Source organism: Streptomyces sp. MAI_2237 (assembly GCF_054189285.1).
The window spans coordinates 1,515,333-1,539,284 of record NZ_JAJPGQ010000009.1; the positions used below are offsets into that span (position 1 = coordinate 1,515,333).

Annotated in this window: 21 protein-coding genes; 14 read left to right on the forward strand and 7 right to left on the reverse strand. The window is 71.3% G+C overall.

Translation table 11 applies throughout. The features are described 5' to 3' along the window. Positions 1 to 7: 7 nt before the first annotated feature. The gene (locus tag LN251_RS42330; RefSeq protein WP_458249438.1) at positions 8 to 1,039 is read right to left on the reverse strand and encodes a LacI family DNA-binding transcriptional regulator; all 1,032 of its coding nucleotides are present in this window, start codon (positions 1,037 to 1,039) and stop codon (positions 8 to 10) included. 107 nt (positions 1,040 to 1,146) lie between these two features. Here LN251_RS42330 and LN251_RS42335 point away from each other — a divergent pair, with 107 nt between their 5' ends. The 6 genes from LN251_RS42335 (at position 1,147) to LN251_RS42360 (ending at position 7,089) form a co-directional block, all read left to right on the forward strand. Continuing rightward, positions 1,147 to 2,313: a phytanoyl-CoA dioxygenase family protein gene (locus tag LN251_RS42335; protein WP_458249439.1), complete on the forward strand. Its 1,167-nt coding sequence runs from the start codon at positions 1,147 to 1,149 to the stop codon at positions 2,311 to 2,313. A gap of 17 nt (positions 2,314 to 2,330) precedes the next feature. Beyond that, positions 2,331 to 3,107 (forward strand): SDR family oxidoreductase, encoded by a 777-nt coding sequence (locus LN251_RS42340; protein ID WP_458249440.1) that lies wholly within the window; start codon positions 2,331 to 2,333, stop codon positions 3,105 to 3,107. Between the two features lie 47 nt (positions 3,108 to 3,154). Beyond that, positions 3,155 to 4,159: a Gfo/Idh/MocA family protein gene (locus tag LN251_RS42345; RefSeq protein WP_403950530.1), complete on the forward strand. Its 1,005-nt coding sequence runs from the start codon at positions 3,155 to 3,157 to the stop codon at positions 4,157 to 4,159. A gap of 123 nt (positions 4,160 to 4,282) precedes the next feature. After that, the gene (locus LN251_RS42350) at positions 4,283 to 5,593 is read left to right on the forward strand and encodes a protoporphyrinogen/coproporphyrinogen oxidase (protein ID WP_458249441.1); all 1,311 of its coding nucleotides are present in this window, start codon (positions 4,283 to 4,285) and stop codon (positions 5,591 to 5,593) included. Between the two features lie 28 nt (positions 5,594 to 5,621). After that, positions 5,622 to 6,644, forward strand: a complete 1,023-nt coding sequence (locus tag LN251_RS42355) for a Gfo/Idh/MocA family protein (protein WP_458249442.1) — start codon at positions 5,622 to 5,624, stop codon at positions 6,642 to 6,644. A 1-nt stretch (position 6,645) separates the two neighbouring features. Continuing rightward, positions 6,646 to 7,089 carry an N-acetyltransferase family protein gene (locus LN251_RS42360; protein WP_458249443.1) on the forward strand — a complete coding sequence of 148 codons (444 nt, stop codon included), beginning with the start codon at positions 6,646 to 6,648 and terminating at the stop codon, positions 7,087 to 7,089. Here LN251_RS42360 and LN251_RS42365 read toward each other — a convergent pair. Genes LN251_RS42365 through LN251_RS42385 form a run of 5 tightly spaced genes read right to left on the reverse strand, consistent with a single transcriptional unit; the run spans position 7,082 to position 12,043 of the window. Further along, positions 7,082 to 8,107: a Gfo/Idh/MocA family protein gene (locus tag LN251_RS42365; RefSeq protein WP_458249444.1), complete on the reverse strand. Its 1,026-nt coding sequence runs from the start codon at positions 8,105 to 8,107 to the stop codon at positions 7,082 to 7,084. The two genes, LN251_RS42360 and LN251_RS42365, sit on opposite strands and share 8 nt — an antisense overlap. A gap of 20 nt (positions 8,108 to 8,127) precedes the next feature. Further along, positions 8,128 to 9,030, reverse strand: a complete 903-nt coding sequence (locus tag LN251_RS42370; protein WP_458249445.1) for a sugar phosphate isomerase/epimerase family protein — start codon at positions 9,028 to 9,030, stop codon at positions 8,128 to 8,130. Position 9,031: 1 nt separating this feature from the next. After that, the gene (locus LN251_RS42375; protein WP_458249446.1) at positions 9,032 to 9,943 is read right to left on the reverse strand and encodes an ATP-binding cassette domain-containing protein; all 912 of its coding nucleotides are present in this window, start codon (positions 9,941 to 9,943) and stop codon (positions 9,032 to 9,034) included. A 4-nt stretch (positions 9,944 to 9,947) separates the two neighbouring features. Then, the gene (locus LN251_RS42380; RefSeq protein WP_458249447.1) at positions 9,948 to 11,024 is read right to left on the reverse strand and encodes an ABC transporter permease; all 1,077 of its coding nucleotides are present in this window, start codon (positions 11,022 to 11,024) and stop codon (positions 9,948 to 9,950) included. Beyond that, a complete protein-coding gene (locus tag LN251_RS42385; RefSeq protein WP_362986061.1) occupies positions 11,024 to 12,043 on the reverse strand; it encodes a sugar ABC transporter substrate-binding protein in 1,020 nt (339 codons plus the stop codon). Before LN251_RS42385 ends, LN251_RS42380 begins: the two co-directional genes overlap by 1 nt. Positions 12,044 to 12,333: 290 nt before the next feature. Between LN251_RS42385 and iolC the strand changes: the two genes are divergently transcribed. The 7 genes from iolC to galE all read left to right on the forward strand — a co-directional run bounded on the left by iolC (position 12,334) and on the right by galE (position 20,536). Further along, the gene (iolC, locus tag LN251_RS42390) at positions 12,334 to 13,296 is read left to right on the forward strand and encodes a 5-dehydro-2-deoxygluconokinase (protein WP_458249448.1); all 963 of its coding nucleotides are present in this window, start codon (positions 12,334 to 12,336) and stop codon (positions 13,294 to 13,296) included. An 11-nt stretch (positions 13,297 to 13,307) separates the two neighbouring features. Beyond that, entirely contained in the window at positions 13,308 to 14,189 is an 882-nt protein-coding gene (locus LN251_RS42395) for a Cgl0159 family (beta/alpha)8-fold protein (RefSeq protein WP_458249449.1), read from the forward strand. Between the two features lie 55 nt (positions 14,190 to 14,244). Further along, on the forward strand, positions 14,245 to 15,135 hold the full coding sequence (gene iolB / locus LN251_RS42400; RefSeq protein WP_458249450.1) for a 5-deoxy-glucuronate isomerase: 891 nt from the start codon (positions 14,245 to 14,247) through the stop codon (positions 15,133 to 15,135). Continuing rightward, entirely contained in the window at positions 15,135 to 17,009 is a 1,875-nt protein-coding gene (iolD, locus tag LN251_RS42405) for a 3D-(3,5/4)-trihydroxycyclohexane-1,2-dione acylhydrolase (decyclizing) (RefSeq protein ID WP_458249451.1), read from the forward strand. Before iolB ends, iolD begins: the two co-directional genes overlap by 1 nt. Positions 17,010 to 17,048: 39 nt before the next feature. Further along, positions 17,049 to 18,542, forward strand: a complete 1,494-nt coding sequence (locus LN251_RS42410) for a CoA-acylating methylmalonate-semialdehyde dehydrogenase (protein ID WP_458249452.1) — start codon at positions 17,049 to 17,051, stop codon at positions 18,540 to 18,542. A 35-nt stretch (positions 18,543 to 18,577) separates the two neighbouring features. Beyond that, complete coding sequence (locus tag LN251_RS42415) at positions 18,578 to 19,363, forward strand: GntR family transcriptional regulator (RefSeq protein ID WP_458249453.1); 786 nt, start codon at positions 18,578 to 18,580, stop codon at positions 19,361 to 19,363. A 117-nt stretch (positions 19,364 to 19,480) separates the two neighbouring features. After that, a complete protein-coding gene (gene galE / locus LN251_RS42420) occupies positions 19,481 to 20,536 on the forward strand; it encodes a UDP-glucose 4-epimerase GalE (RefSeq protein ID WP_458249454.1) in 1,056 nt (351 codons plus the stop codon). Positions 20,537 to 20,739: 203 nt separating this feature from the next. Here galE and LN251_RS42425 read toward each other — a convergent pair whose 3' ends face one another. Continuing rightward, complete coding sequence (locus LN251_RS42425) at positions 20,740 to 22,569, reverse strand: glycoside hydrolase family 15 protein (RefSeq protein ID WP_458249455.1); 1,830 nt, start codon at positions 22,567 to 22,569, stop codon at positions 20,740 to 20,742. 660 nt (positions 22,570 to 23,229) lie between these two features. Here LN251_RS42425 and LN251_RS42430 point away from each other — a divergent pair. Continuing rightward, positions 23,230 to 23,952: a glycosyltransferase gene (locus tag LN251_RS42430; protein WP_458249456.1), complete on the forward strand. Its 723-nt coding sequence runs from the start codon at positions 23,230 to 23,232 to the stop codon at positions 23,950 to 23,952.

Sequence of the window (23,952 nt, forward strand, 5' to 3'; positions counted from 1 at the left end):
GTGCCTCTCAACTCGTCGCCTGCGGAGGCATGTTGTAGGGGGTGACCACCTGGATCGCGGACGGCAGCACAGGTCCCGCGGGTGGCAGGGCGCCGTGGGCGCGCATCACGATGTGGCAGGCTTCCCGCATGTCCTGGCGCAGGTCGTGATGGAGGACGGCGGAGAGGCGGTGCTCGCGCAGCAGGCGGGTGTTGTCGTGGTCGAGGTCGTGCGCGACGAACACCGCGCACTCGCGGCCGAGGTCCTCGAAGGCGCGCAGGGTGGCGATGTTGCCGCCCCCGATGGAGTAGACGGCGCGGATGCCGGGGTCGCGCTCCAGGGCGGCGCGTACGAGGTCGTACTGGGTGGCGTCCAGGCCCTGGCCCTCGGCGATCTCCACGAGCGTGCGCTCGGGGTGACGGGCGCGCATGGCGCTGCGGAAGCCCATCTCGCGTTCCTCCTCGTTGCGGAAGAAGCCGCTGCTGAGGCTGGTGAGCACATTGCCCGGCCGGTCGCCGAGCCACTGGCCCATCAGGTACGCGGCGGTCGCGCCGGCGGCACGGTTGTCGATGCCGACGTAGCCGAGGCGGGCGGTGGCGGGCAGGTCGGTGAACAGGGTGACGACGGGGATGCCCGCCTCGGCGAGGCGGGCGACGGCGGCGGTGATCTCCGGGACGTCCGGCGCCTTGAGGACCACGCCCTGCGAGCCGCGCCGGCCGATGCGGTCCAGGATGCCCGTGAGCTCGGCCACCGGTCCGGTCTCCCGGAAGTGGAAGCGGGAGCGCACGACGGCCGGGTGCAGGGACGGCAGCTCCGTCTCCAGGGCGGCGCGCACGGCGGTGGAGAACCGCTCGGGCGTCTGCATCACTATGTCGATCATGAAGGTCCGCCCCACCAGCCGGACCTGGGTGCGCTGGCGGTCCAGGTCCGCTATGGCCTGCTGGACCTCCCGCGCCGTGCTCTCGCGCACCCCTCCCCTGCCGTTGAGCACCCGGTCCACGGTGGCCTCGCTGAGCCCCGCCTGACGTGCGATCTCCCGGATCGGGAACGGGTGACCCATGCGGTGGCTCCTTGAGGGGTTTTTGATGGCCGCGTGCCGGTTGTTCGACGGGTTTGTACTGACAAGAATGGCAGCGCTGAGTCGCCCCTGTCACCGAGAGGACGCAGATGTCCTTCACCGCCGTACACCGCCGTGCCTGGCTGTCCGAGCAGGACTGCGACCTCGACGCCTTCCGCACCCTCGTCGAGCGGACCACCGATCCCGCCGACTACCCGCACGCCTCCTCGGTCGACCACAACGTCCTCCTCTACGACGCCGAGCGCGTCCGCGGCACCGAGGACCGCCGCGGCGTCCAGGAGGAGCTCGTCCGCGCGCTCACCGACGGGCCCGGCGTCGTGGTGCTGCGGGGCGCGTACCCCGAGCCCGCGGTCGTCGACCGGCTCACCGAGGTGTTCGAGGCACTGATCCGCGAGCAGGACGCGTCCGGCGCGAAGGCGGGCGACCACTTCGCCAAGCCCGGCGCGAACGAGCGGGTGTGGAACGCGCTGGAGAAGGCGGCGCTCTACGACCCGGCGGCGTTCGCGGACTACTACGCCAACCCCGTCCTCGCCCTGGTCTGCGAGGCCTGGCTCGGCCCCGGCTACCAGGTCACCTCGCAGGTCAACGTGGTCAACCCGGGCGGTCTGGCGCAGACCGTGCACCGCGACTACCACCTCGGCTTCCTCTCCGACGAGGCCGCCGCGGCCTACCCGGCGCACGTGCACCGGCTCTCCCCCGTGCTCACCCTGCAGGGCGCGGTGGCGCACTGCGACATGCCCGTGGAGTCGGGGCCGACGCTGTACCTGCCGTACTCGCAGGGCTACGAGCCGGGTTACCTGGCGTGGCGGCGGCCGGAGTTCCAGGCGTACTTCAAGGAGCATCACGTCCAGCTGCCGCTCGCCAAGGGCGACGCCGTCTTCTTCAACCCGGCGCTGTTCCACGCCGCCGGGACGAACCGCACCACCGACGTGCGGCGCATGGCCAACCTGCTCCAGGTGTCCTCGGCGTTCGGCCGGGCCATGGAGACCGTGGACCGGGAGGCGGTGACGAACGCGGTCTACCCGGTGCTGCTGCGGCGCAGGACGGAGGGCGCCGAGGAGTGGTGGCTGGAGAACGTGATCGCCGCGTGCGCCGAGGGCTACCCGTTCCCCACCAATCTCGACAGCGACCCGCCGGTCGACGGCCTGGCCCCGCCCTCGCAGGCGGACCTGGTGCGCCAGGCGCTGCGCGAGGCCCGGCCCGCGCGGATCCTGCGGGACCACCTGCGCGTGGCCGGTGAACGGCGCGCGAGCTGAAAGGGCATCGAAGATCCATGGGACTTCTCGACGACAAGATCGTCCTCGTCAACGGCGGCAGCCAGGGCGTGGGTGCCGCCATCGCGCGGGCCGCGGTCCGCGAGGGGGCGGTCGTAGCCGTCACCGGGCGGCGGCCGGAGCCGGGCGAGGCGCTGGTGGCCGAGCTGACGGCGGCCGGCGGCAAGGCGATGTTCGTGCGCGCCGACCTCGCGGACGCCGGGCAGGCCAAGGCTGCGGTCGGTGACGTCGTCGCGGCTTACGGCCGGATCGACTGCCTGGTGAACTCCGCGGGGCTCACCTCCCGGGGCACGCTGCTCGACACCACGCCCGAGCTGTTCGACCAGCACATCGCGATCAATCTCAAGGCGCCGTTCTTCGCGATGCAGGCGGCCGTCGCGGACATGGTCGCCCGCGAGGCGCCCGGCACGGTCGTCAACATCATCACTTCCTCGGCGCACGGCGGGCAGCCCTTCCTCGCCCCCTACGTCGCCGCCAAGGCCGGTCTGATCGGCCTGACCCGCAACGCCGCGCACGCCCACCGCTTCGACCGGGTCCGCATCAACGGCCTGAACATCGGCTGGACCGCCACCGAGGGCGAGGACGCCACCCAGAAGGCGTTCCACGGCGCCGGTGACGACTGGCGCGAGCAGGCCGCGGCCAGGCTGCCGATGGGCAAGCTGGGCCAGCCGGACGAGATCGCCGACTTCGTCGTCTTCCTGCTGTCGGACCGGTCCGGCGTGGTGACCGGATCGGTGATCGACTGGGACCAGAACGTCCTCGGCGGCCTCGACTGACCTCTTCTCCACCGCTCACCGCAACACCCTCAAGGAGCTGCACCCCCATGCGCATCGGAATCCTCGGCCTCGGCCGCATCGGCGCCTTCCACGCCGAGACCCTCTCCGGGCTCGACGCGGTCGACTCGCTCGTCCTCACCGACCCGTTCGCGGACGCCGCCAAGAGCGCCGCCGACCGGTTCGGCGGCGAGGTCGTGGACTCGCCGGAGGCCCTGCTGGCCGCCGGCGTGGACGGCATCGTCGTCGCTGCCGCGACCGACGCCCACCCGGGGCTGATCCTGGCCGGCGTCGAGGCCGGCGTCCCCGTCTTCTGCGAGAAGCCCGTCGCCCGGACCATGGCCGAGGGCGTGGAGGTCCTCAAAGCGGTCGAGGGCAGCGACGTGCCGATCCAGATCGGCTACAACCGCCGCTTCGACGCCGGTTTCGTCGCCGCCCGCGCGGCCGTGCGGAGCGGCGAGCTGGGCAAGCTGCACACCGTGCGCTCGACGACGCTGGACCCGGCGCCGCCGCCGGCCGCGTACATCGCCGCCTCGGGCGGCATCTTCCGCGACTGCTCGGTGCACGACTTCGACATCATCCGCTGGGTGACCGGCCGCGAGGTGGTCGAGGTGTACGCGGTCGGCGGCAACCGCGGCGCCGACTACATCAAGGAGGCGGGCGACGCCGACACCACGGGCGCGATCCTCACCCTCGACGACGGCACCATCGCGGTGGTCTCCAACTCCCGCCACAACGCCCGGGGTTACGACGTCCGTATGGAGATTCACGGCTTCACGGACTCCATCGCCGTCGGCCTGGAGGACAAGCTGCCGCTGCGGTCGGTCGAGCCCGGCGTGACGTTCCCGGCGGGCACCCCCCACGACTTCTTCATGGACCGCTTCACCGCGGCCTACCGCGCCGAACTGACCGCGTTCACCGAGGTCGTGGCCGGGAAGATCCCCTCGCCGTGCACGATCGCGGACGCCCTGGAGGCCGGCTGGATCGCCGACGCCTGCACGCTGTCCCTGCACGAGCACCGCCCGGTGACGATCGCCGAGGTCCGCGCCGGCTGACCGACGCGGCCCGATTGCCGTGTTCCGGGCGCCGGCCGGCCTCAGGTGCCCGGAACACCTTCACGTCTCTCCACGTATGAACAAGGGATGCGATCACGTCCCGCCTACCGAGGAGCGACGACCATGAACGCCGGCCACAAGCCGACATCCCCGCCGTACGAACTTCCCAGCCGGCCCCGCAGTGTGGTGGTCGTGGGTGCCGGACCGAGCGGCCTCGCGACGGCCCGCGAACTGGAGCGTGCCGGGCACCGGGTGACCGTCCTGGAGGAACAGGACACCGTGGCCGGCAAGTGCCGGAGCGTCACCGTCGACGGGCTCACCTACGACCTGGGCGGCCACATCTGCACCAGCCGCTACGCGCGGACGGCGCGGTTGGTGACCGAGCTGGACCTGGAGACGGAACGCACCAGCCGCTACCGCGTCCTCGACGTCGAGGCGGGCACCGCGAGCCGGCAGACCATGGCGTTCCTGCGCGACGAGGCCTTCGGGCGCTACCGGGCGCTGCGCGAGCGGGAGTTCCCGCACATCGCCGACCCGGGGCTCGCCCACTCGGCGCGCGCGCTCGCCGCACCGGTCGGCGAGTGGATCGCCGCACACGGCCTGGAGCCGATGGCCGAGTCCTTCGGCACCGGATACACGGCGGCCGGGTACGGCTACCTCGACGACGACGTGCCGGCGCTGTACTTCGTCAAGTACGCGGAGATGACGGGGCTGTTGTCGCCCCTGCCCGAACTGCTGGGCCACGCGGGCGCGTTCACCGTGGTCGGCGGGTTCGGCGGTCTGTGGCAGCGGGTCGCCGAGGAGCTGAAGGACGTGCGGTGCGGGGTCCGGGTGCGGTCGGTGGAGCGGCATGCGGACGGGGTGCGGGTGGACACCGACTCCGGGCGCGTGGACGCCGACGAGCTGGTGCTCGCCGTCCCCCTGGACCGGATCCTGCCGGTGCTGGACGCCCGCGAGGACGAGCGGGACCTGGCCGCACGGGTCCGTTCCCAGGCGTACCACACCACCGTGGCCGGCGCGCCCGGCCTCCCGCAGGACGCCTTCTACTTCCTCGACGGCCACACCGCGAGCCGCTCGGCGACCGGCCACTGCGTCTCGTACCACCACCGCTACCCCGGCAGCGAGGTGCGGACCTTCTACTCCTACGGCCGCCCCGAGGACGTCGCCGCATGCTTGCGGGACGACGTCGCGCGGCTCGGCGGACGGCTGGCGGAGGTGCACGGGCGGCACGCGTGGGCGTTCATGCCGCACTTCGGCAGTGCCGACCTGGCGGACGGCGCCCTGGACCGGCTCGACGCGCTGCAGGGCCGCAACCGCACCTACCACGTCGGCGGGCTGCCCGCCTTCGAGCTGATCGAGTGCGCCGTCGCCCACGCGCAGGACCTCGCCCGTCGCCACTTCCCGCCGGTCGAGGGCAGACTGATCCCGCAGTGACGGATGGATCAAGGAGAACGGAAACATCATGAGTGAACCGGTCCGGGAACCCCTGCGCATCGGAGTACTGGGCGCCGCGCGGATCACCGAACGCGCCCTCGTCGACCCGGCCCGCGCCGCCGGTCACCGTCTCGTGGCGGTGGCCGCCCGCGACCGGTCCCGCGCCGAGGCCTTCGCCGCCCGGCACGGTGTGGAGCGCGTCGCCGGCTCCTACGCCGACCTGCTCGCCGACCCCGAGGTCGAGGTGGTCTACAACCCGCTCGCCAACGGTCTGCACGGGCCGTGGAACCTGGCCGCCCTCGCGGCCGGCAAGCACGTCCTGACGGAGAAGCCCTCGGCGAGCAACGCCGAGGAGGCCGCGGAGGTCCGGGAGGCGGCGGCGAAGTCCGGCACGGTGTTCATGGAGGGCTTCCACTACCTGTTCCACCCCGTCACCCGGCGCCTGCACGAGCTCCTGGAGAGCGGGGAGCTGGGCGACCTGCGGCGGGTGGAGACGCTGGTGGCGATCCCCGCGCCCGAGGACGGCGACCCGCGCTGGTCGCTGTCGCTGGCCGGCGGCGCCGTGATGGACCTGGGCTGCTACAGCCTGCACGCCCAGCGGATGCTGGCCCCGTGGGCGGGCGGCGCCCCGAGCCTGGTCTCCGCCCGGGGCGGGGAACGGGCGGGTGCGCCCGGGGTCGACGAGTGGCTGGACGCCGAACTCGCCTTCCCCGGCGGCGCCACCGGCTCCGCGCGCTGCCACATGGCGTACGACGGGCTGGAGATGAGCTGCCGGATCATCGGCACGAAGGGCGAGGCGAGCGCCCCGAACTTCGTCCTGCCCCACCTCGACGACCGCGTCGTGGTGCGCACGGCGGACGGCGAGCGCACGGAGCACCTGGGCACCCGGTCGTCGTACGCCTACCAGCTGGAGGCGTTCTCGGCGCGGGTGCGCGAGGGCACGCCGGTGCCGCTGGACGCGGACGACGCGGTGGCCACGATGACGCTGGTCGACGCGTCCTACCGCGCGGCGGGCCTCCCGCCGCGGCCGCGCAGCGTCGTCGGGAACTGACGTGGCCCACCGGATCGTCCCCGCGCGGGTCACGGACATCCGGCAGGTCCTCGCCGACCACCACCGGTACTGGGGCGAGCGCGACCTGCGGGCGCTGCATCTGCTGCCGCTGGTGCACGAGTTCGGCGAGACCTGTCTGGTCGCCCGCTCCGACGACGGCGTCCTCGGCTATCTCATCGGCTTCGTCACCCCGGACGGCACCGGCTATGTGCACCTGGTCGCGACGCGGGACGACGCCCGCGGCGCCGGTCTGGGACGCGCACTGTACGGCGCCTTCACCGAGGCCGCCGGGCGGCAGGGCGCGGTGCGGCTGAAGGCGATCACGACCGTCAGCAACGAGGGGTCGGTCGCCTTCCACCGCAGCCTGGGCTTCGACGTGCGCGTGGTGGAGGAGTACAACGGGCCGGGACAGCCGCGGGTGGTGTTCTCGCGGGCGCTCAGCTGACGTCGTAGAGGGGCGGCCGTTCCACCAGTTCGACCTCCACCCGGCCGCCCTCCTCCAGCGCGCGGACGCCCGCCTCGCACACCGCGGCCACCGCGTAGCCGTCCCACACGCTGGGGCCGGTGACCTCGCCGCGGCGGGTGGCGTCGACCCACGCCTGGACCTCGCGGTCGTAGGCGTCGGCGAAGCGTTCCACGAAGTCCTGGGCGATGGTGCCGCCCCAGCGGCCGGCCATGTGGGTGACCATGGCGTGGCCGTCGCCGATGCGGGCGGTGCCGCGTTCGCAGACCACCTCGGCCTGGACCTGGTAGCCGAAGCCGCAGTTGACGAAGATCTCGACGTCGACGATCGCGCCGCCGTCGGTCTCGAAGACCACGAACTGCGGGTCCTGCATCCGGTCGGGCGCGTTCACGGACGGCGTGGGACGCAGCACGGTGACGGCGGTGATCTCGTGGCCCAGCAGCCAGCGGGTGATGTCCATCTCGTGCACGACGGAGTCGTTGATCAGCATCTCGCTGCGCCAGCCGGGCGGTGAGGCGACGTTGCGGTGCCGGTTGTGCAGCATCAGGGGCCTGCCCAACTGGCCCGTCCGCAGGAGGGACTTGAGCTTCATGTACTCGGCGTCGTACCGCCGCATGAAGCCGACCTGGACCCGGCGCCGGCCGAGCCGCTGCTCGGCCTCCATGACCCGCAGCGCGGAGGCCGCGTCCGGGGTGAGCGGCTTCTCGCACAGCACGGGCAGGTCGTGCTCGAACGCCGTCAGCAGGGCCGCCTCGTGAGCGGGCCCGGGAGAGGCGATGAGGACGGCGTCGACGTCCGTCGCCGCCATCGCGGCCGCCGGGTCGGTGTAGGCGGTGCATCCCTCGACGCGGGCGGCGACGGCCTTGGCGCGTTCGGCGTCCACGTCCACGACGGCGGTGACGCGGGCGCCGCTGATGACCTCCTGGATGCGGCGGACATGGTCGGCGCCCATCTTTCCGGTGCCGACGACGGCGACGTGCAGCGTTGCGGGCTGAGCCATGGTCGTCCCCCTCCAGGGAGTCAGGCGCCGCAGGACCTCAGGAAGGCGCGGGTGCGCACCGCGATGGGCAGTGGCCGGTCCGGCTCACAGGGGTACATGTCCTGTTCGACGATCGCGAACAGTTCCACGCCGAGCCGCTGAGCGGCTTCCAGGACCGGTCCCAACTCCGGTACTCCGGACGGTGGTTCGCACATGACGCCCTGTGCGACGGCGGGCCCGAAGGGGGTGCCGTCGGCCCGTACGCCGGCCAGGATCTCCGGGTCGACCTGCTTGAGGTGCAGGTAGCCGATCCGCTCGCCGTAGGTCTCGATCAGCTTGACGCTGTCGCCGCCGCAGTAGGCGTAGTGCCCGGTGTCCAGGCAGAGGTTGACCAGTTCGGTGTCGGTGGAGTCGAGGAAGCGCTCGACGTGGTCCTCGGTGTCGATGTGGGTGTCGGCGTGCGGGTGCACCACGATGTCGAGGCCGTACGTCTCCTTGACCTCGTGGCCGAGCCGTTCCATGCCCTTGGTCAGGTACGCCCACTGCTCGCCGGTCAGCTCCGGCGGTTCCAGGATCTCGGCGGTCTTGTCGTCGCGCCAGAAGGACGGGATGACGACCAGGTGCCGCGCGCCCGTCGCCCGGGTGAGCGCGGCCACCTGGCTGACGTGCTCCCACGTGGAGTCCCAGACCGCGGGGCCGCGGTGCAGGCCGGTGAAGACCGTGCCCGCGGACACCTTCAGGTCGCGCTGGGCGACCTCCTCGGTGAGCCGGGCCGGGTCGGTCGGCAGATAGCCGTACGGACCCAGCTCGATCCATGAGTAACCGGCCTCGGCGACCTCGTCCAGGAAGCGTTCCCAGGGCACCTGCCGCGGGTCGTCCGGGAACCACACGCCCCACGAGTCGGGGGCCGAACCGACACGGATGCGGTCGAGGGCGCCGGCCATGTCAGGAGGCCCCTTCCGAGGTGCCGACGGGTGCGGTGAGGTCGGTCTCTTCGGGGAGTTCGTCGACGTCGACGCCGCGGACCTGGGCCAGTTCGTGCTTGAGGGCGGCGAGTTCGGCGCCTCCGGCCATGTGGTTGGTCAGTTCGTCGAGGCTGACCTCGTCGCGGGAGGCGTTGAGTTCCATGGTGCCCAGGCGCAGCACGCTGAAGTGGTCGCCGACCATGTAGGCGTGGTGGGGGTTGTGGGTGATGAAGATGACCCCCAGGCCCTTGTCGCGGGCGGCGGCGATGTACTTGAGGACTACACCGGACTGCTTGACGCCCAGGGCGGCCGTCGGCTCGTCAAGGATGAGGACGCGGGCGCCGAAGTAGACGGCGCGGGCGATGGCCACGCACTGGCGCTGGCCGCCGGAGAGGGTGCCGATGGGCTGTTCGAGGTCGTCCAGGACGATGCCCATGTTGCGCAGTTCGGCGTCCGCGGTCTTCTTCATGGTCTCGATGTCGAGGCGGCGCAGGGGCCAGGGGCCCTTGGTCATCTCGGAGCCGAGGAAGAAGTTGCGCCACACCGGCATCAGCGGGACGACGGCCAGGTCCTGGTAGACGGTGGCGATGCCCTTGTCGAGGGCCTCGCGGGGGGTGGAGAAGCGCACCGGGCGGCCGTCGACGAGGAAGTCGCCCTCGGTGTGCTGGTGCAGGCCGGAGATGATTTTGATCAGGGTGGACTTGCCGGCGCCGTTGTCGCCGAGCACGCAGGTCACCTTGCCCGGGTGCACGGTCAGGCTCACGCCGTGCAGGGCACGGATGTTGCCGTAGGACTTGCCGGCGCCGCGCAGTTCGACGATCGGGGCGTCCTCGTCCTGGGCGGGGGTGTCGGGGAGGATCGCTCCGTGCGTGGTCGATTCGTTCTTCGTCATCGGGTCACCTCCTGGTCGCCGACTGGCGGACCCACAGATTGATCAGGACGGCGCCGAGCAGCATCACGCCCAGGAAGGCCTTGAACCAGTCGGGGTTCCAGCCGGCGTAGACGATGCCCTGCTGGACCATGCCGAACATGAACGCGCCGAAGACCGGGCCGATCGCCGAGCCGTAGCCGCCGGTCAGCAGACAGCCGCCGATCACGGCCGCGGAGATGTAGATCAGCTCGATGCCCACGCCCTCACCGGACTGCACGGTGTTGAACGTGAACAGCTGGTGCATGCCGACGAACCAGGCGCCCAGCCCGACCAGCATGAACAGGGAGATCTTCGTGAACGTGACGGGCACGCCCACCGCGCGGGCGGAGTCCTTGTTGCCGCCGACGGCGAAGATCCAGTTGCCGTACTTGGTGCGCAGCAGCACCCAGGTCGCCAGCGCTGCGAAGACCAGCCAGTAGAACACGGTGATCTTCACCTGGACGCCGCCGATGTCGAACGACGACGCGAAGATCTTCCGCGCCTGGTCGAACCCGTCCATGTTGCTGATGTCGTCGGTGGCGACGTTGGTGGTGACCAGCTTGGTGACGGCGAGGTTGGCGCCCTGCAGGATCAGGAAGGTGCCCAGGGTGACCAGGAAGCTCGGCAGGCCGGTCTTGACGACCATCCAGCCGTTGAAGAAGCCGATCGCGAGGGACACCACGAGCGCGGCGACGACGCCGACCCACACGTTCACGGTCAGCTGGTAGGCGAGCATGCTCGCGGTCAGCGCGGAGGTGATGACCGCGACGCCCGCCGACAGGTCGAACTCGCCGCCGATCATCAGCAGTGCGACGGGCAGCGTCATGATGCCGATGGTGGACGACTGGTACAGGACCGTCGCCATCGAGCCGCCGTCCCGCACCGGCGGGGCGGCGATCAGGAAGAACACGTAGACCGCGGCGGCGCCGAGGAAGACGCCGACCTCGGGGCGGGCCAACAGCCTGAGGGCCAGCGACCGTTGGGCGGTGCGCCCGTCGGTTTCCTTGGGGCCGGGGGCCGGCGGTGTCTCCACCGCCGGCTCGGCGTGCTGGGTCATGCTCATCACCGGGTTCCGTTGGCGGCGTACTTGGCGACCTGCTCGACGTTGGTCTTGTCGACGAAGGCCGGGCCGGTCAGCACGGGCTGCTCACCGCCGCCGCTGTAGTTGCCGTTGTTCTTGTACAGCCACAGCGAGTCGACCGCCAAGTAGCCCTGCAGGTACGGCTGCTGGTCCACCGCGAACTGGATCGTGCCCTTGCTGATGGCCGTCGTCAGGTCCTTGTTCAGGTCGAAGGTGGCGATCTTCGCCTTGCTGCCGGCGTCCGAGACCGACTGGACCGCGGTCAGCGCGAAGGGGGCGCCGAGGGTCGCGACGTAGTCGATGGAGGAGTCCTGCTTGAGCTTGGCGGTGATCGTCGACTTCACCGACGGCATGTCCGTGCCGTTGACGTAGAGGACGTCGGTCTTGCCGGAGAAGGTCTTCTTCACGCCGTCGCAGCGCTGGGTCAGGCCGATGTTGCCCTGCTCCTGGATGACACAGACGGTGTGCTTGGCGCCGAGGTCGTTCAGCTTCTTGCCGAAGGCCTCGCCGGCCACCGTCTCGTCCTGGCCGAAGAACTCCATCAGGCCGAGCTTCTTCCAGTCGCTCAGACCGGAGTTGAGGCCCACGACCGGTATGTTGGCCGACTTCGCCTTGCCGATGACGGTCTTGAGGGCGTCGGGCTTGGCGAGGGTGACGGCGATGCCGTCGACCTTCTGGTCGATCGCGTTCTGCACCAGGTTGGACTGGTTGCCCGCGTTCGGGTCGGCCGAGTACACCAGCTTGATGTTGTCCTTGGCGGCGGCGGCCTCGGCACCCTTGCGGACGATGTCCCAGAAGGTGTCGCCGGGCGACTGGTGCGTGACCAGCGCGACCGTCATGCGGGGCGTGGTGGCCTTGCCGGCGGACGCGTTGGCGCCGCCTTCCTCGGACTTCTTGCCCCCGGAGCTGCTGGAGCAGCCGGCGAGGGTCAGGGCAGCCGCCGCTGCCACCGCGACTACGGGGAAGAGTCTGCGGGAGCGGGGGTGAGAAGAACGGTCCATCTTTCCTGGCACCTCACTGTGCTTCGCGGGGGAAAGGGAGAAAAAGGATCATCGATGATCCAGGGCCCGGGATCTTGGCATGTCCGAGTCGTTCACGGCAAACGCGGCCTGTTGCGCTGGGACGGGATCAAACCCCCGCCCGCGCCCGCTGTCAATACTTTGTTAAGACATCATTTCACACTCAGGTCCGAATGTAAGTACAAAGTATTGACACGGCCACCGGTGGCGGCCTACACCTGGGAGGCGGCAGCCCCACTGGGATCCGCACCCCAGCCCGAGGAGCATCACGCATGGCCGAGTCAGCCCCGCCCTTCGACTTGATCACCATGGGCCGCATCGGCGTCGACCTCTACCCTCTCCAGTCCGGCGTCTCCCTGGCCCAGGTGGAGACCTTCGGCAAGTTCCTGGGCGGTTCGGCCGCGAACGTGGCCGTCGCCGCGGCCCGGCTCGGCCGGAACACCGCGGTGATCACCCGCACCGGGGACGACCCCTTCGGCGCCTATCTGCACCAGGCGCTCAAGGAGTTCGGCGTCGACGACCGCTGGGTCACGCCCGTCGCCGCGTACCCGACTCCGGTGACGTTCTGCGAGATCTTCCCTCCGGACGACTTCCCTCTGTACTTCTACCGGCAGCCTAAGGCCCCTGACCTGGAGATACACTCCGAGAGTCTGGACTACTTCGCCATCCGGGCGGCCCGGGTCTTCTGGATCACCGGCACCGGTCTGAGCCAGGAACCCAGCCGCTCCGCGACGCTCGCCGCCCTCAAGGCCCGCGACCGCGCCGGCACCACCGTCTTCGACCTCGACTGGCGCCCCATGTTCTGGCGGGACCCGGAGGAGGCCCGCCCGTACTACACGGAGGCCCTGCGGCACGCGACCGTCGCGGTCGGCAACCTCGACGAGTGCGAGATCGCCACCGGCGTCCGCGAGCCCCGGGCCTGCGCCGAGGCGCTGCTCGCGGCGGGCGTCGAGCTCGCGGTCGTCAAGCAGGGCCCCAAGGGCGTGCTCGCCGTGCACCGCGACGGCACCAGCGCCGAGGTCCCGCCGGTCCCGGTCGAGGTGGCCAACGGCCTCGGCGCGGGCGACGCCTTCGGCGGCGCCCTGGTGCACGGCCTGCTGTCCGGCTGGGATTTGGCCGAAATCATGCGGTACGCCAACGCCGCCGGAGCCCTCGTCGCCTCGCGTCTCGCCTGCTCCTCCGCGATGCCCACCGAGGCCGAGGTCGACGACCTCCTGTCCCGCGCCACTTCCTGAACGGAGCCCCTTTGTCGCCCCTCCGCATTTCCGACCTCGTCTCGGTCCGCGCCGAGCGCCCCGAAGCCGTCGCCGAAGCCGCGGCCCGGCGTGCGCGCCGCCCGCTCCTGGGCGCCGGCGGCCGTCTGATGATCGTGGCCGCCGACCACCCGGCGCGCGGCGCGCTCGGCGTCGGCGGCCGCCGGCTCGCCATGGCCGACCGCGCCGACCTGCTGGAGCGCCTGTGCGTCGCGCTGTCCCGGCCGGGCGTGGACGGGGTGCTGGGCACCGCGGACGTCCTGGAGGACCTGCTGCTGCTCGGGGCGCTGGAGAACAAGGTCGTCATGTGCTCGATGAACCGCGGCGGCCTGGCGGGCGCCTCCTTCGAGCTGGACGACCGCTTCACCGGCTACCGCGCCCGGGACATCGCCCGCTCCCGCTTCGACGCAGGCAAGACCCTCACCCGCATCGACTACACGGACGCGGGCTCGCTCGACACCCTGGAGGCCACGGCCCGCGCGGTCGACGAGTGCGCCGAGCACCGGCTGCCCGTCTTCGTCGAGCCGTTCGTCTCCCGCCGGATCGACGGCCAGGTGCGCAACGACCTGTCCGCCGAGGCCGTCACCAGGTCGATAGCCGTCGCCGCGGGCCTGGGCGGCACCTCCGCCTACACCTGGCTGAAGCTGCCGGTCACCGACGACCCCGACGCCATGGGCGAGGTCCTGGAGACCTCGACGCTGCCGGCGGTCCTGCTGGGCGGTGAGGTGGGCGAGGACCAGGAAGGCGCCTACGAGCGCTGGCGCAAGGCCCTGCGGCTGCCCACCGTGCAGGGCATGGTCGTGGGCCGCTCGCTGCTCTATCCGGCCGAGGGCAGCGTGGAGACCGCGGTGGACACGGCCGTCGGTCTGCTGTGAGACGGAGGAACACCGCCGTGACACCGAGCAGTGCTGTGACAGGAAGGAGCGCCCCATGACGTACCACCTGCCCGCGGGCAAGGCCCTCGGCGGCCCGTACGCCGTCGACGTCACGCCCGAGAAGGCCGGCTGGGGCCATGCGAGCCTGCGCGTGCTGGAGCTGCCGCCGGGCGGCACGCACACCTTCGACACCGGCGAGAGCGAATGGATCGTGCTGCCGCTCGGCGGCGCCTGCACGGTCGCCGTCGCCGACGACTTCGGCCACGACACCTTCGAACTCACCGGCCGCGAGAACGTGTTCAGCGCGGTCAGCGACTTCGCCTACGCGCCGCGCGACGCCCGTACGACGGTGTCGTCGGCCGGCGGCGGACGGTTCGCGCTCACCGGGGCGCGCTGCACCCGCAGGCTGCCCGCCCGCTACGGGCCGGCCTCCGCGGTGCCGGTGGAGCTGCGCGGCACCGGCAACTCCTCGCGCCAGGTCAACAACTTCGGTGCGGCAAGCGTCTTCGAGTGCGACAAGCTCATCGCGGTCGAGGTCATCACGCCGGGCGGCAACTGGTCGTCGTTCCCGCCGCACAAGCACGACGAGCACCGCCCCGGCGAGGAATCGGTCCTGGAGGAGATCTACTACTTCGAGTTCGCCGCCCACGACGGCGTCCCCGGCCTCGGCTACCAGCGGGTGTCCCCCTCGGGCCACGGCCGCAACACCGACGTCCTGGCCGAAGTGCGCGACGGAGACGTGGTGCTGATCCCCGACGGCTGGCACGGGCCCTCCATGGCGGTGCCCGGCCACCACATGTACTACCTCAACGTCATGGCGGGCCCCGAGCCCGAGCGGGCCTGGCTGATCTGTGACCACCCCGATCACGCCTGGGTCCGCGACAGTTGGCCCGACCAACCGGTCGACGCCCGCCTCCCCCTCTACACGGCCCCGGAGAAGTCCTGATGAGCAACACCCGCCGCCTGACCGTCGCCCAGGCCCTGGTGCGCTTCCTGTCCGCGCAGTACACCGAGCGCGACGGCGTGCGCCACCGGTTGATCGCGGGCACCTGGGGCATCTTCGGGCACGGCAACGTCGCCGGGATCGGCCAGGCCCTGCTGGAGTCGGGCGACGAGGTCATGCCCTTCCACCAGGGCCGCAACGAGCAGTCCATGGTGCACGCGGCCGTCGGGTACGCCCGCCAGCTCAACCGGCTCTCCGCGCAGGCGGTGACGACGTCCATCGGGCCCGGCGCCACCAACCTGGTCACCGGCGCCGCCCTGGCCACCATCAACCGGCTGCCGGTCCTGCTGCTGCCCGGCGACTACTTCGCCTCGCACGCCCCTGACCCGCTGCTGCAGCAGCTGGAGCACCCCACCGAGGCGGACGTGTCCGTGAACGACACCCTGCGCCCGGTGTCGCGGTACTTCGACCGGATCACGCGTCCCGAGGCCCTGATCCCGTCGGCGCTGAACGCCATGCGGGTGCTCGCGGACCCGGCCGAGACCGGCGCGGTCACCCTCGCCCTCCCCCAGGACGTCCAGGCCGAGGCCCACGACTGGCCGGAGGAGTTCTTCGCCGAGCGCGTGTGGCACGTACGGCGCCCCGCGCCCGACCCCTACGAGCTGACGGAGGCGGTGGCGGCGATCCGGGCCGCCGAGCGCCCGCTGATCGTCGCGGGCGGCGGCGTCCACCACAGCGAGGCCGAGGACGCGCTGAAGGCGCTGGTGGAGGCCACCGGCATCCCGGTCGCCTCGACCCAGGCGGGCAAGGGCTCGCTGCGCTTCGACCACCCGGCCGACCTCGGCGGCATCGGCCACACCGGCACGGCGGTCAGCGACGACATCGCGCGCACGGCCGACCTGGTGATCGGCGTCGGCACCCGCTACACGGACTTCACGACCGCGTCCGGCACGCTCTTCCAGAACCCGGACGTACGGTTCGTCAACCTCAACATCACGGCGTTCGACGCGCACAAGCTGTCGGCGCGGACGCTGGTGTGCGACGCGCGCGCCGGACTCACAGCGTTGACCGAGGCGCTCGCGGGTCACCGTGTGAACCCGGTTCACGAGGCGGCGGTTCGTGAAGGCAAGGAACGCTGGGAGCGGGTCGTCGACGCCGCTTACACGGCCGCCGACGAGCACGCCGTCCCCACCCAGACCCAGGTCCTCGGCGCCCTGGACGCGGTCGTCGGCGACGACGACGTCGTGATCAACGCGGCCGGCTCGCTCCCCGGCGATCTGCACAAGCTCTGGCGGGCCCGCAGCCCCCGCCAGTACCACCTGGAGTACGGCTACTCCTGCATGGGCTACGAGATCCCGGCCGGCATCGGCGTCCAGCAGGCCGCGCCCGGCACTCCGGTGTGGTCCCTGGTCGGCGACGGCACCTATCTGATGATGCCGACCGAGATCGTCACCGCCGTCCAGGAGGGCCTGCCGGTCAACCTCGTCCTCATCCAGAACCACGGCTACGCCTCCATCGGCGGCCTGTCCGAGACGGTCGGGGGCGAGCGCTTCGGCACGGCGTACCGCTACCGGGCCGCCGACGGCACCTTCTCCGGCGCCCCGCTCCCCGTCGACCTGGCCGCCAACGCGGGCAGCCTCGGCATGGACGTCCTGCGTGCCAAGACGGTCCGCGAACTGCGCGAGGCGCTCGCCGCGGCCCGCGCCTCCGACCGCCCGACCTGTGTCTACGTCGAGACCGACACCGCCGGCCCGGCCGCTCCCCCGGCCGAGGCCTGGTGGGACGTCCCGGTCGCCGAGACGGCCACCCGCGAGGCCGCCGTACGGGCCCGCGAGGAGTACGACCGCCAGGTCACCGACCGCCGCCACCACCTCTGAGCCACCTCTGATCCCCCTTTGCTGAAAGGCCCCCGCACCATGAAGACCATCACCCACTGGATCGGCGGCAAGCCCGTCGAGTCCGCCTCCGGCCGCTACGGCGCCGTGTACAACCCGGCGACCGGCGCGCAGGAGAAGCAGGTCGGGTTCGCCGGCGTCGACGAGGTGGACGCCGCCGTGGCCGCGGCCAAGGCCGCCTTCGAGACCTGGGGCACCTCCTCGCTGGCCAAGCGCACGGCGGTGCTGTTCAAGTACCGCGAGCTGCTGGACGCCCACCGCGACGAGATCGCCGCGCTGATCACCGCCGAGCACGGCAAGGTGCACAGCGACGCGCTCGGCGAGGTGGCGCGCGGCATGGAGATCGTGGAGCTGGCCTGCGGGATCAGCGTGCAGCTGAAGGGCGAGCTGTCGACGCAGGTCTCCACCCGCGTCGACGTCGCCTCGATCCGGCAGCCGCTCGGCGTCGTCGCCGGCATCACGCCGTTCAACTTCCCCGCGATGGTGCCGATGTGGATGTTCCCCCTCGCCATCGCCTGCGGCAACACCTTCGTGCTCAAGCCGAGCGAGAAGGACCCCTCGGCCTCCTTCCGACTGGCGGAACTGGCCGCCGAGGCGGGCCTGCCGGACGGTGTGCTGAACGTCGTACAGGGCGACAAGGTGGCCGTGGACCGCCTGCTGGAGCACCCGGACGTCGAGGCCGTGTCCTTCGTCGGCTCGACGCCGATCGCGAAGTACATCCAGCTGAAGGCGGTCGAGCACGGCAAGCGCGTGCAGGCCCTGGGCGGCGCCAAGAACCACATGCTGGTCCTCCCGGACGCCGACCTGGACTTCGCGGCCGACCAGGCGATCAACGCGGCCTACGGCTCGGCGGGCGAGCGCTGCATGGCGGTGTCGGTCGTGGTCGCCGTCGGCGACACCGGCGACGAACTGGTCGCCAGGATCGCCGAGCGGGCGAAGAACCTGAGGATCGGTCCCGGCGACGACCCGGCCTCCGAGATGGGCCCGCTGATCACGCGCGAGCATCGCGACAAGGTCGCCTCGTACGTGGCGTCGGCGGCCGAGCAGGGCGCGGAGGTCGTGGTCGACGGCACCGGCTACACGGTCGAGGGCCACGAGGACGGCTTCTTCCTCGGCGTCTCGCTGCTCGACAAGGTGCCGCTGACGGCGGACGCCTACCGGGACGAGATCTTCGGCCCGGTCCTGGCGGTGGTCCGTGCGGAGTCGTACGACGAGGCGATCAAGCTGATCAACGACTCCCGCTGGGGCAACGGCACCGCGATCTTCACCCGGGACGGCGGCGCCGCCCGCCGCTTCCAGCTGGAGGTCAAGGCGGGCATGGTCGGCGTGAACGTCCCGATCCCGGTCCCCGTCGGCTACCACTCCTTCGGCGGCTGGAAGGACTCCCTCTTCGGCGACCTGCACATCTACGGCAACGACGGCATCGCCTTCTACACCCAGGGCAAGGTGATCACCACGCGCTGGCCCGACCCGGCCGACGCGGGCATCAACCTCGGTTTCCCCAGCCACTCCTGACAGCCCGTCAACTCCAATCGGAGGGAGGTACGTCCATGGCGAAGACCCGTGGCGCGACCCGTGCCGCGAACACCCCCGCGCTCGACTCCCTGGACTTCGCCCTGGACCGGGGCAGTCCGGTGCCGCTGTACTACCAGCTCGCCCAGCAGCTGGAGGCGGCCATCGAGCACGGGGTCCTCGCCCCGGGAAACCTCCTGGGCAACGAGATCGACCTCTCGACCCGCCTGGGCCTGTCCAGACCCACGGTCCGCCAGGCCATCCAGTCCCTGGTCGACAAGGGCCTGCTGGTGCGCCGCCGCGGCGTGGGCACCCAGGTCGTCCACAGCCAGGTCAAGCGTCCGCTGGAGCTCTCCAGCCTCTACGACGACCTGGAAGCGGCCGGCCAGGGCCCGACCACCCAGGTGGTGCGCAACGAGCGCCGGCCGGCCGCCCCGGAGGTGGCGGCCGCGCTCGGCATCGCCGAGGGCGGCGAGGTGATCGTCCTGGAGCGGCTGCGCCTCACCCACGGCCAGCCGGTGGCGCTGCTGTGCAACTACCTGCCGGCGACGCTCCTCGACCTCGACTCCGAACGCCTGGAGGCGACCGGCCTGTACCGCATGATGCGCACCGCCGGCATCACCCTGCACAGCGCCCGCCAGACCATCGGCGCCCGCTCCGCCACGGCCGACGAGGCCTCCCGCCTCGACGAACCGGAGGGGGCGGCCGTCCTGACCATGCAGCGCACGGCGTACGACGACACGGGGCGTCCGGTGGAATACGGAACCCACATCTACCGGGCGTCGCGGTACGCCTTCGACTTCCAGTTGCTGGTGAGGCCCTGACGGGAGACTCCGGCACCAGGGTGCGTGGACCCATCGTGCTTGACGTGAGGCGACAGCAGGAGCACTGTCGTAAGCATACGCCGTAAATGTACGCTGGCGATGAGGGGTCGAGCGCCCATGAGTGCACCGTCAACAGTCCTGGTCACCGGTGGGGCGGGCTTCATCGGCAGTCACACGTGCGTCAACCTGCTGGATCACGGCTACGAGTTGATCGTCGTCGACGACTACTCGAACAGCACGCCGCAGGTCCTTTCGAGGGTGGAGCGGATCGCCGGCCGCTTCGCCGGCGCCGTCTACGAACTCGACATCCGGGACCGCCACGCTTTGTCATCGGTCTTCGCCCGTCACTCCGTGGACGCGGTGGTGCACCTGGCCGCCGCCAAGTCGGCGAGCCGGTCCCTGATGACGCCCGTCGAGTACTACGACACCAACGTCGGCGGCACGACCGCGCTGCTGCACACCATGCACGAGCACGGAGTCCACCGACTGATCTTCTCCTCCACCTCCGCGATCTACGGCCACGCCGGCCCCGGTCCGCTCGACGAGGCCACTCCCGCCCGGCCCGCCAGCCCGTACGCGGCCTCCAAGTCGGCCTGCGAGCAGATCCTCGCCGACGTCTGCCGCCGCCGGCCCGAGTACACGGTGCTGTGCCTGCGCTACTGCAACCCGGCAGGCGCCCATCCCAGCGGCCTGCTCGGCGAGGATCCGCGCGCCGCACCCGAGAGCCTGATCCCGTCCCTGGCCCAGGTGGCGATCGGCGGCCAGGAACGGCTTCACGTTTTCGGCACCGACTACCCCACGCGCGACGGGACGACGGTGCGCGACTACACGCATGTCATGGACACCGTCGAGGCACACCGTGTCGCACTCGACCACCTCGCCGACGCGCCCGGCATGCACGTGTTCAACGTGGGCACGGGCCGGGGCAACACGGTCCTTGAGGTCGTCAGCGCTTTCTCCGGGGCGTGCGGCTACCCCGTCCCGTACGAGGCCGCACCACGCCGCCCGGGTGACGTGGCCGAACTCGTCGCCGACGCGAGCCGCGCGGCGCAGGCCTGGGGCTGGCGTGCCACACGGAACCTCGACGACATATGCCGGGACGCCTGGCGGTTCCAGCAGCTCAACCCCCGCGGCTACACGAGTTCCCCTCGGCGACCCGAGAAGAAGGGCTGAAGGACTCAGGCGCGTCGTTCATGGCCGGTGCTCGCCGCCGCGCTGCTGGTCTGTCTACACCGTCGGCCACGCTGGGCTGCCGGTACGGGCAGGGGTTCCTGCTGGCGCCGCCGATGAGGCCGGAGGAGGCTGTGGCCGCGCTGTGCCGGTGGGGAGCCGCGGGAGCAACGTGAGGCGCCCTGCCAGACCCTGCGGGGCCGGTCTCACCTGCGTCGGTCCGATGTCGCCGGGCCGCGGGGCCGCGTGCTGGAGGGCCTCGGCGACAGGGCGAACGCGGTCTCCACCACAGCTGCGTGACTGAACGCCGTCGGCGCGTTGCCCAGTTGACGTCCCGCGTCCGGGTCCCACTGCTCGGCGAGCAGACCGACGTCGTTGCGGACGGCGAGAAGGCGTTCGAAGGCGACGCGGGCCTGCTGCGGATGCCCGGTCGCGGCGAGGCATTGGGCGTACCACAGGGAACACGACACGAAGGCGCCCTCGGAGCCACGGATACCGTCCGGCCCGCGCACGGCGCCGCCGGAGTCGTACCGCCGCAGGAACCCCCCGTGGGTCAGTTGCCGCATGGCGCGTACGGTGCCGCGCACCCGTTCGTCCGTGGCGGGCAGGAAGCCGAGGCGCGGGATGAGCAGTGCGGAGGCGTCGAGGGCCGGCGAACCGTAGGACTGCACGAAGGACCGCTGCCGCGCGTCCCATCCCCTGCGGCAGACATCGCGGCGAACGTCGTCGCGCATGGCCCGCCACATGGCCGAGGATCCGTTTCTGCCGAGCAGCGCCCCCATGCGCAGAGCACGGTCGGCGGCCACCCAGACCATGACCTTGGAGTGCACGAATTGCCTCTGCGGCCCCCGCACCTGCCACAGCCCCTGGTCCGGCCGCCGCCAGTGCCGTTCGAGGTGACCCATGAGCACCTCGACCAGGTCCCACAGGTGAGCGGGCATGGGGATTCCGGCCCGGAGCGAGAGCCAGAGCGTGTCCATGACCTCGCCGTACACGTCCAACTGGAAGTGGCTCGTCGCCGAGTTCCCGAAGCGGACCGGCCGGGAATCCTCGTAGCCGGTCAGCCACGGCGCCTCGGTCTCTGTCAGGAGCCGTTGGCCCTCGACGCCGTACACCGTCTGCAGATGGTCGGGGTCACCGGCGACCGCCCGTACCAGCCAGTCCAGCCAGGCCGTGGACTCCTCCCGGTAACCGCTGCGCAGCAGGCACGACAGGGTCAGGGTGGAGTCACGCAGCCAGCAGTAGCGGTAGTCCCAGTTGCGTTCTCCGCCCACGCGGCCGGGGAGCGAGGTGGTGGGTGCGGCGATGATGCCGCCCGTGGGCGCGTAGGTGAGCGCCTTGAGGGTGATCAAGGAACGCACCACCGCGTCCCGCCACGGCCCCTCATAGCGGCACCGGGCGCTCCAGCGCCGCCAGTAGTCACTGGTCTCCTTCAGCGCGGTCTCCGCCGGGACGGACAGCTGCGGCGGCGGCTCGGTCAGGTGCGACGGCGACCAGACCAGCGTCAGGGCCAGCCTCCGGCCCGCCGGGACGACGAAGTCGTGCACCGTCTCGCGCTCGTCGCCCGGCATGTTCACCGGCCCGTCCGCGTGCAGCCAGACGGCGTCCGGTCCGGCGACCGCGAAGGTGCCCGATCCGACGGCCCGGACCCACGGCAGGACGCGGCCCTGGTGGAACCGCACGCGCAGGTCACTGCGCATGGTCACCGAACCCCGCAGACCCTCCACGACGCGGATCACGCACGGTGAGTGCGTGCGCGGCGGCATGAAGTCGATGACCCGCACGGCGCCGGCCGCGCTGTGCCACTCCGACTCCAGGATCAGCGTGTCCCGCCGGTACGCCCGGCGGGTGCAACGGCGTCCGGCGACGGGAGCCACCCGCCAGAAGCCGTTGTCCCGCGTTCCCACGAGCGCGGCGAAACACGCGGGCGAGTCGAACCGGGGCAGGCACAGCCAGTCGATCGACCCGTCCTTGCCGACCATGGCGGCGGTTTCCAGGTCGCTGAGCAGGGCGTAGTCCTCGATGGGCGTATTCATGACGGGAGCCGCTCATGGTCGGCGCGTCCTTGGCAGTGCCGCGGCAGCAGCGGCTCCCACCAGGAACGATGCGTCCGGAAGTCGGACCGCGACGGGTCGGTCACCGGCCGGGCACCGAGGGAGCCGGACTCGTCGGCTCGCACGGGGCGCGCACACGGCTGGGGCAGGGTCATGACGGGTGTCGCGCCGTGCGGTCGTCGCGGGCCTGGGACAGGAGTCCCCTTTCGCATCACGACCACCACCGGGAAAGTCGGGTCCTGCGTAAATTTACGTCATATACGTACACCCTCCCTTCCCTGCTCTGCCGCGTCAACCGAACTTGGGCGCGGCTCGCCTTGACTTAGTGGCGGGTTCAGCTGAATGTGTATGTATACAGCGTAATCTTCTCATAGAGACGGATTTCGACGTGTATGTACCTCCGAGTCGAAACCCGACCACTTCCGCCCTCCACCCCCTGCGTCGCGCAACAGACCGGCCGGCACGCCGGTCGCCGCGCCCCGTACGCGCCCCTTCCCCCCAGGGCTCCGGCAGCCGCTGTCTCACCGACTCGCGGTCCACCGGCCGGCGTCGCACCCGCGACTCGGGGACCCCTCACCCGCGCGGCGCTCCCGAACCGACCGCCGCAGAGCGGCGGCACACCCCGGAAGGCGGCGCTGCGCGATGACTTCCGCACTCATCCGCCCCCCGGTGGACCTGGAGCTGATCTTCCCGGCATTCAACGAGGAACGCCGTCTGCCCTCCACCATCGAGGCCACGGTCGACCACCTCTCCGAGAGGTCCTGGGCCTCCGCGATCGTGGTCGTGGACAACGACAGCGCCGACGGAACGCACGACGTCGTGGAGCGTTTCGCCCACGCGCCCGTCCCGGTGTACGCCATCGGCTGCAGCGACCACGGCAAGGGAGCTGCCGTACGCCGGGGCATCTCCACCTCGTCGGCCCGCTACGTGGGATTCGCCGACGCCGACTGCGCCACCCCCATCGAGACGCTCGACCCCGTGATGGCGCTGCTCGAGGAGGGTCACGCGGCGGTCATAGCCTCCCGCCGCGCTCCGGGCGCGTCCTACGAGATCGAGCAGTCCACGCTGCGCCGCTGCGGCGGCTGGGTCTTCCGGCGACTGGCCCGCATGTCCCTCCCCGACATCGCCGACACGCAGTGCGGCTTCAAGTTCTTCGACGGCCCCCTCATCCGCGAGGTCGTCAGTGGCTGCCAGGTCGACGGGTTCGCCTTCGACGTGGAGATCCTCGCCCGCTTCGCGCGCCACGGACACCGAGTCACAGAAGTGCCGGTCACCTGGTGCGACGTCCCGGGATCGACGTTCTCGGCCCGCCGCGACGGGCTGCGCTCCATGGCCGACCTGATCCGGATATCGATAGCGCGGTGA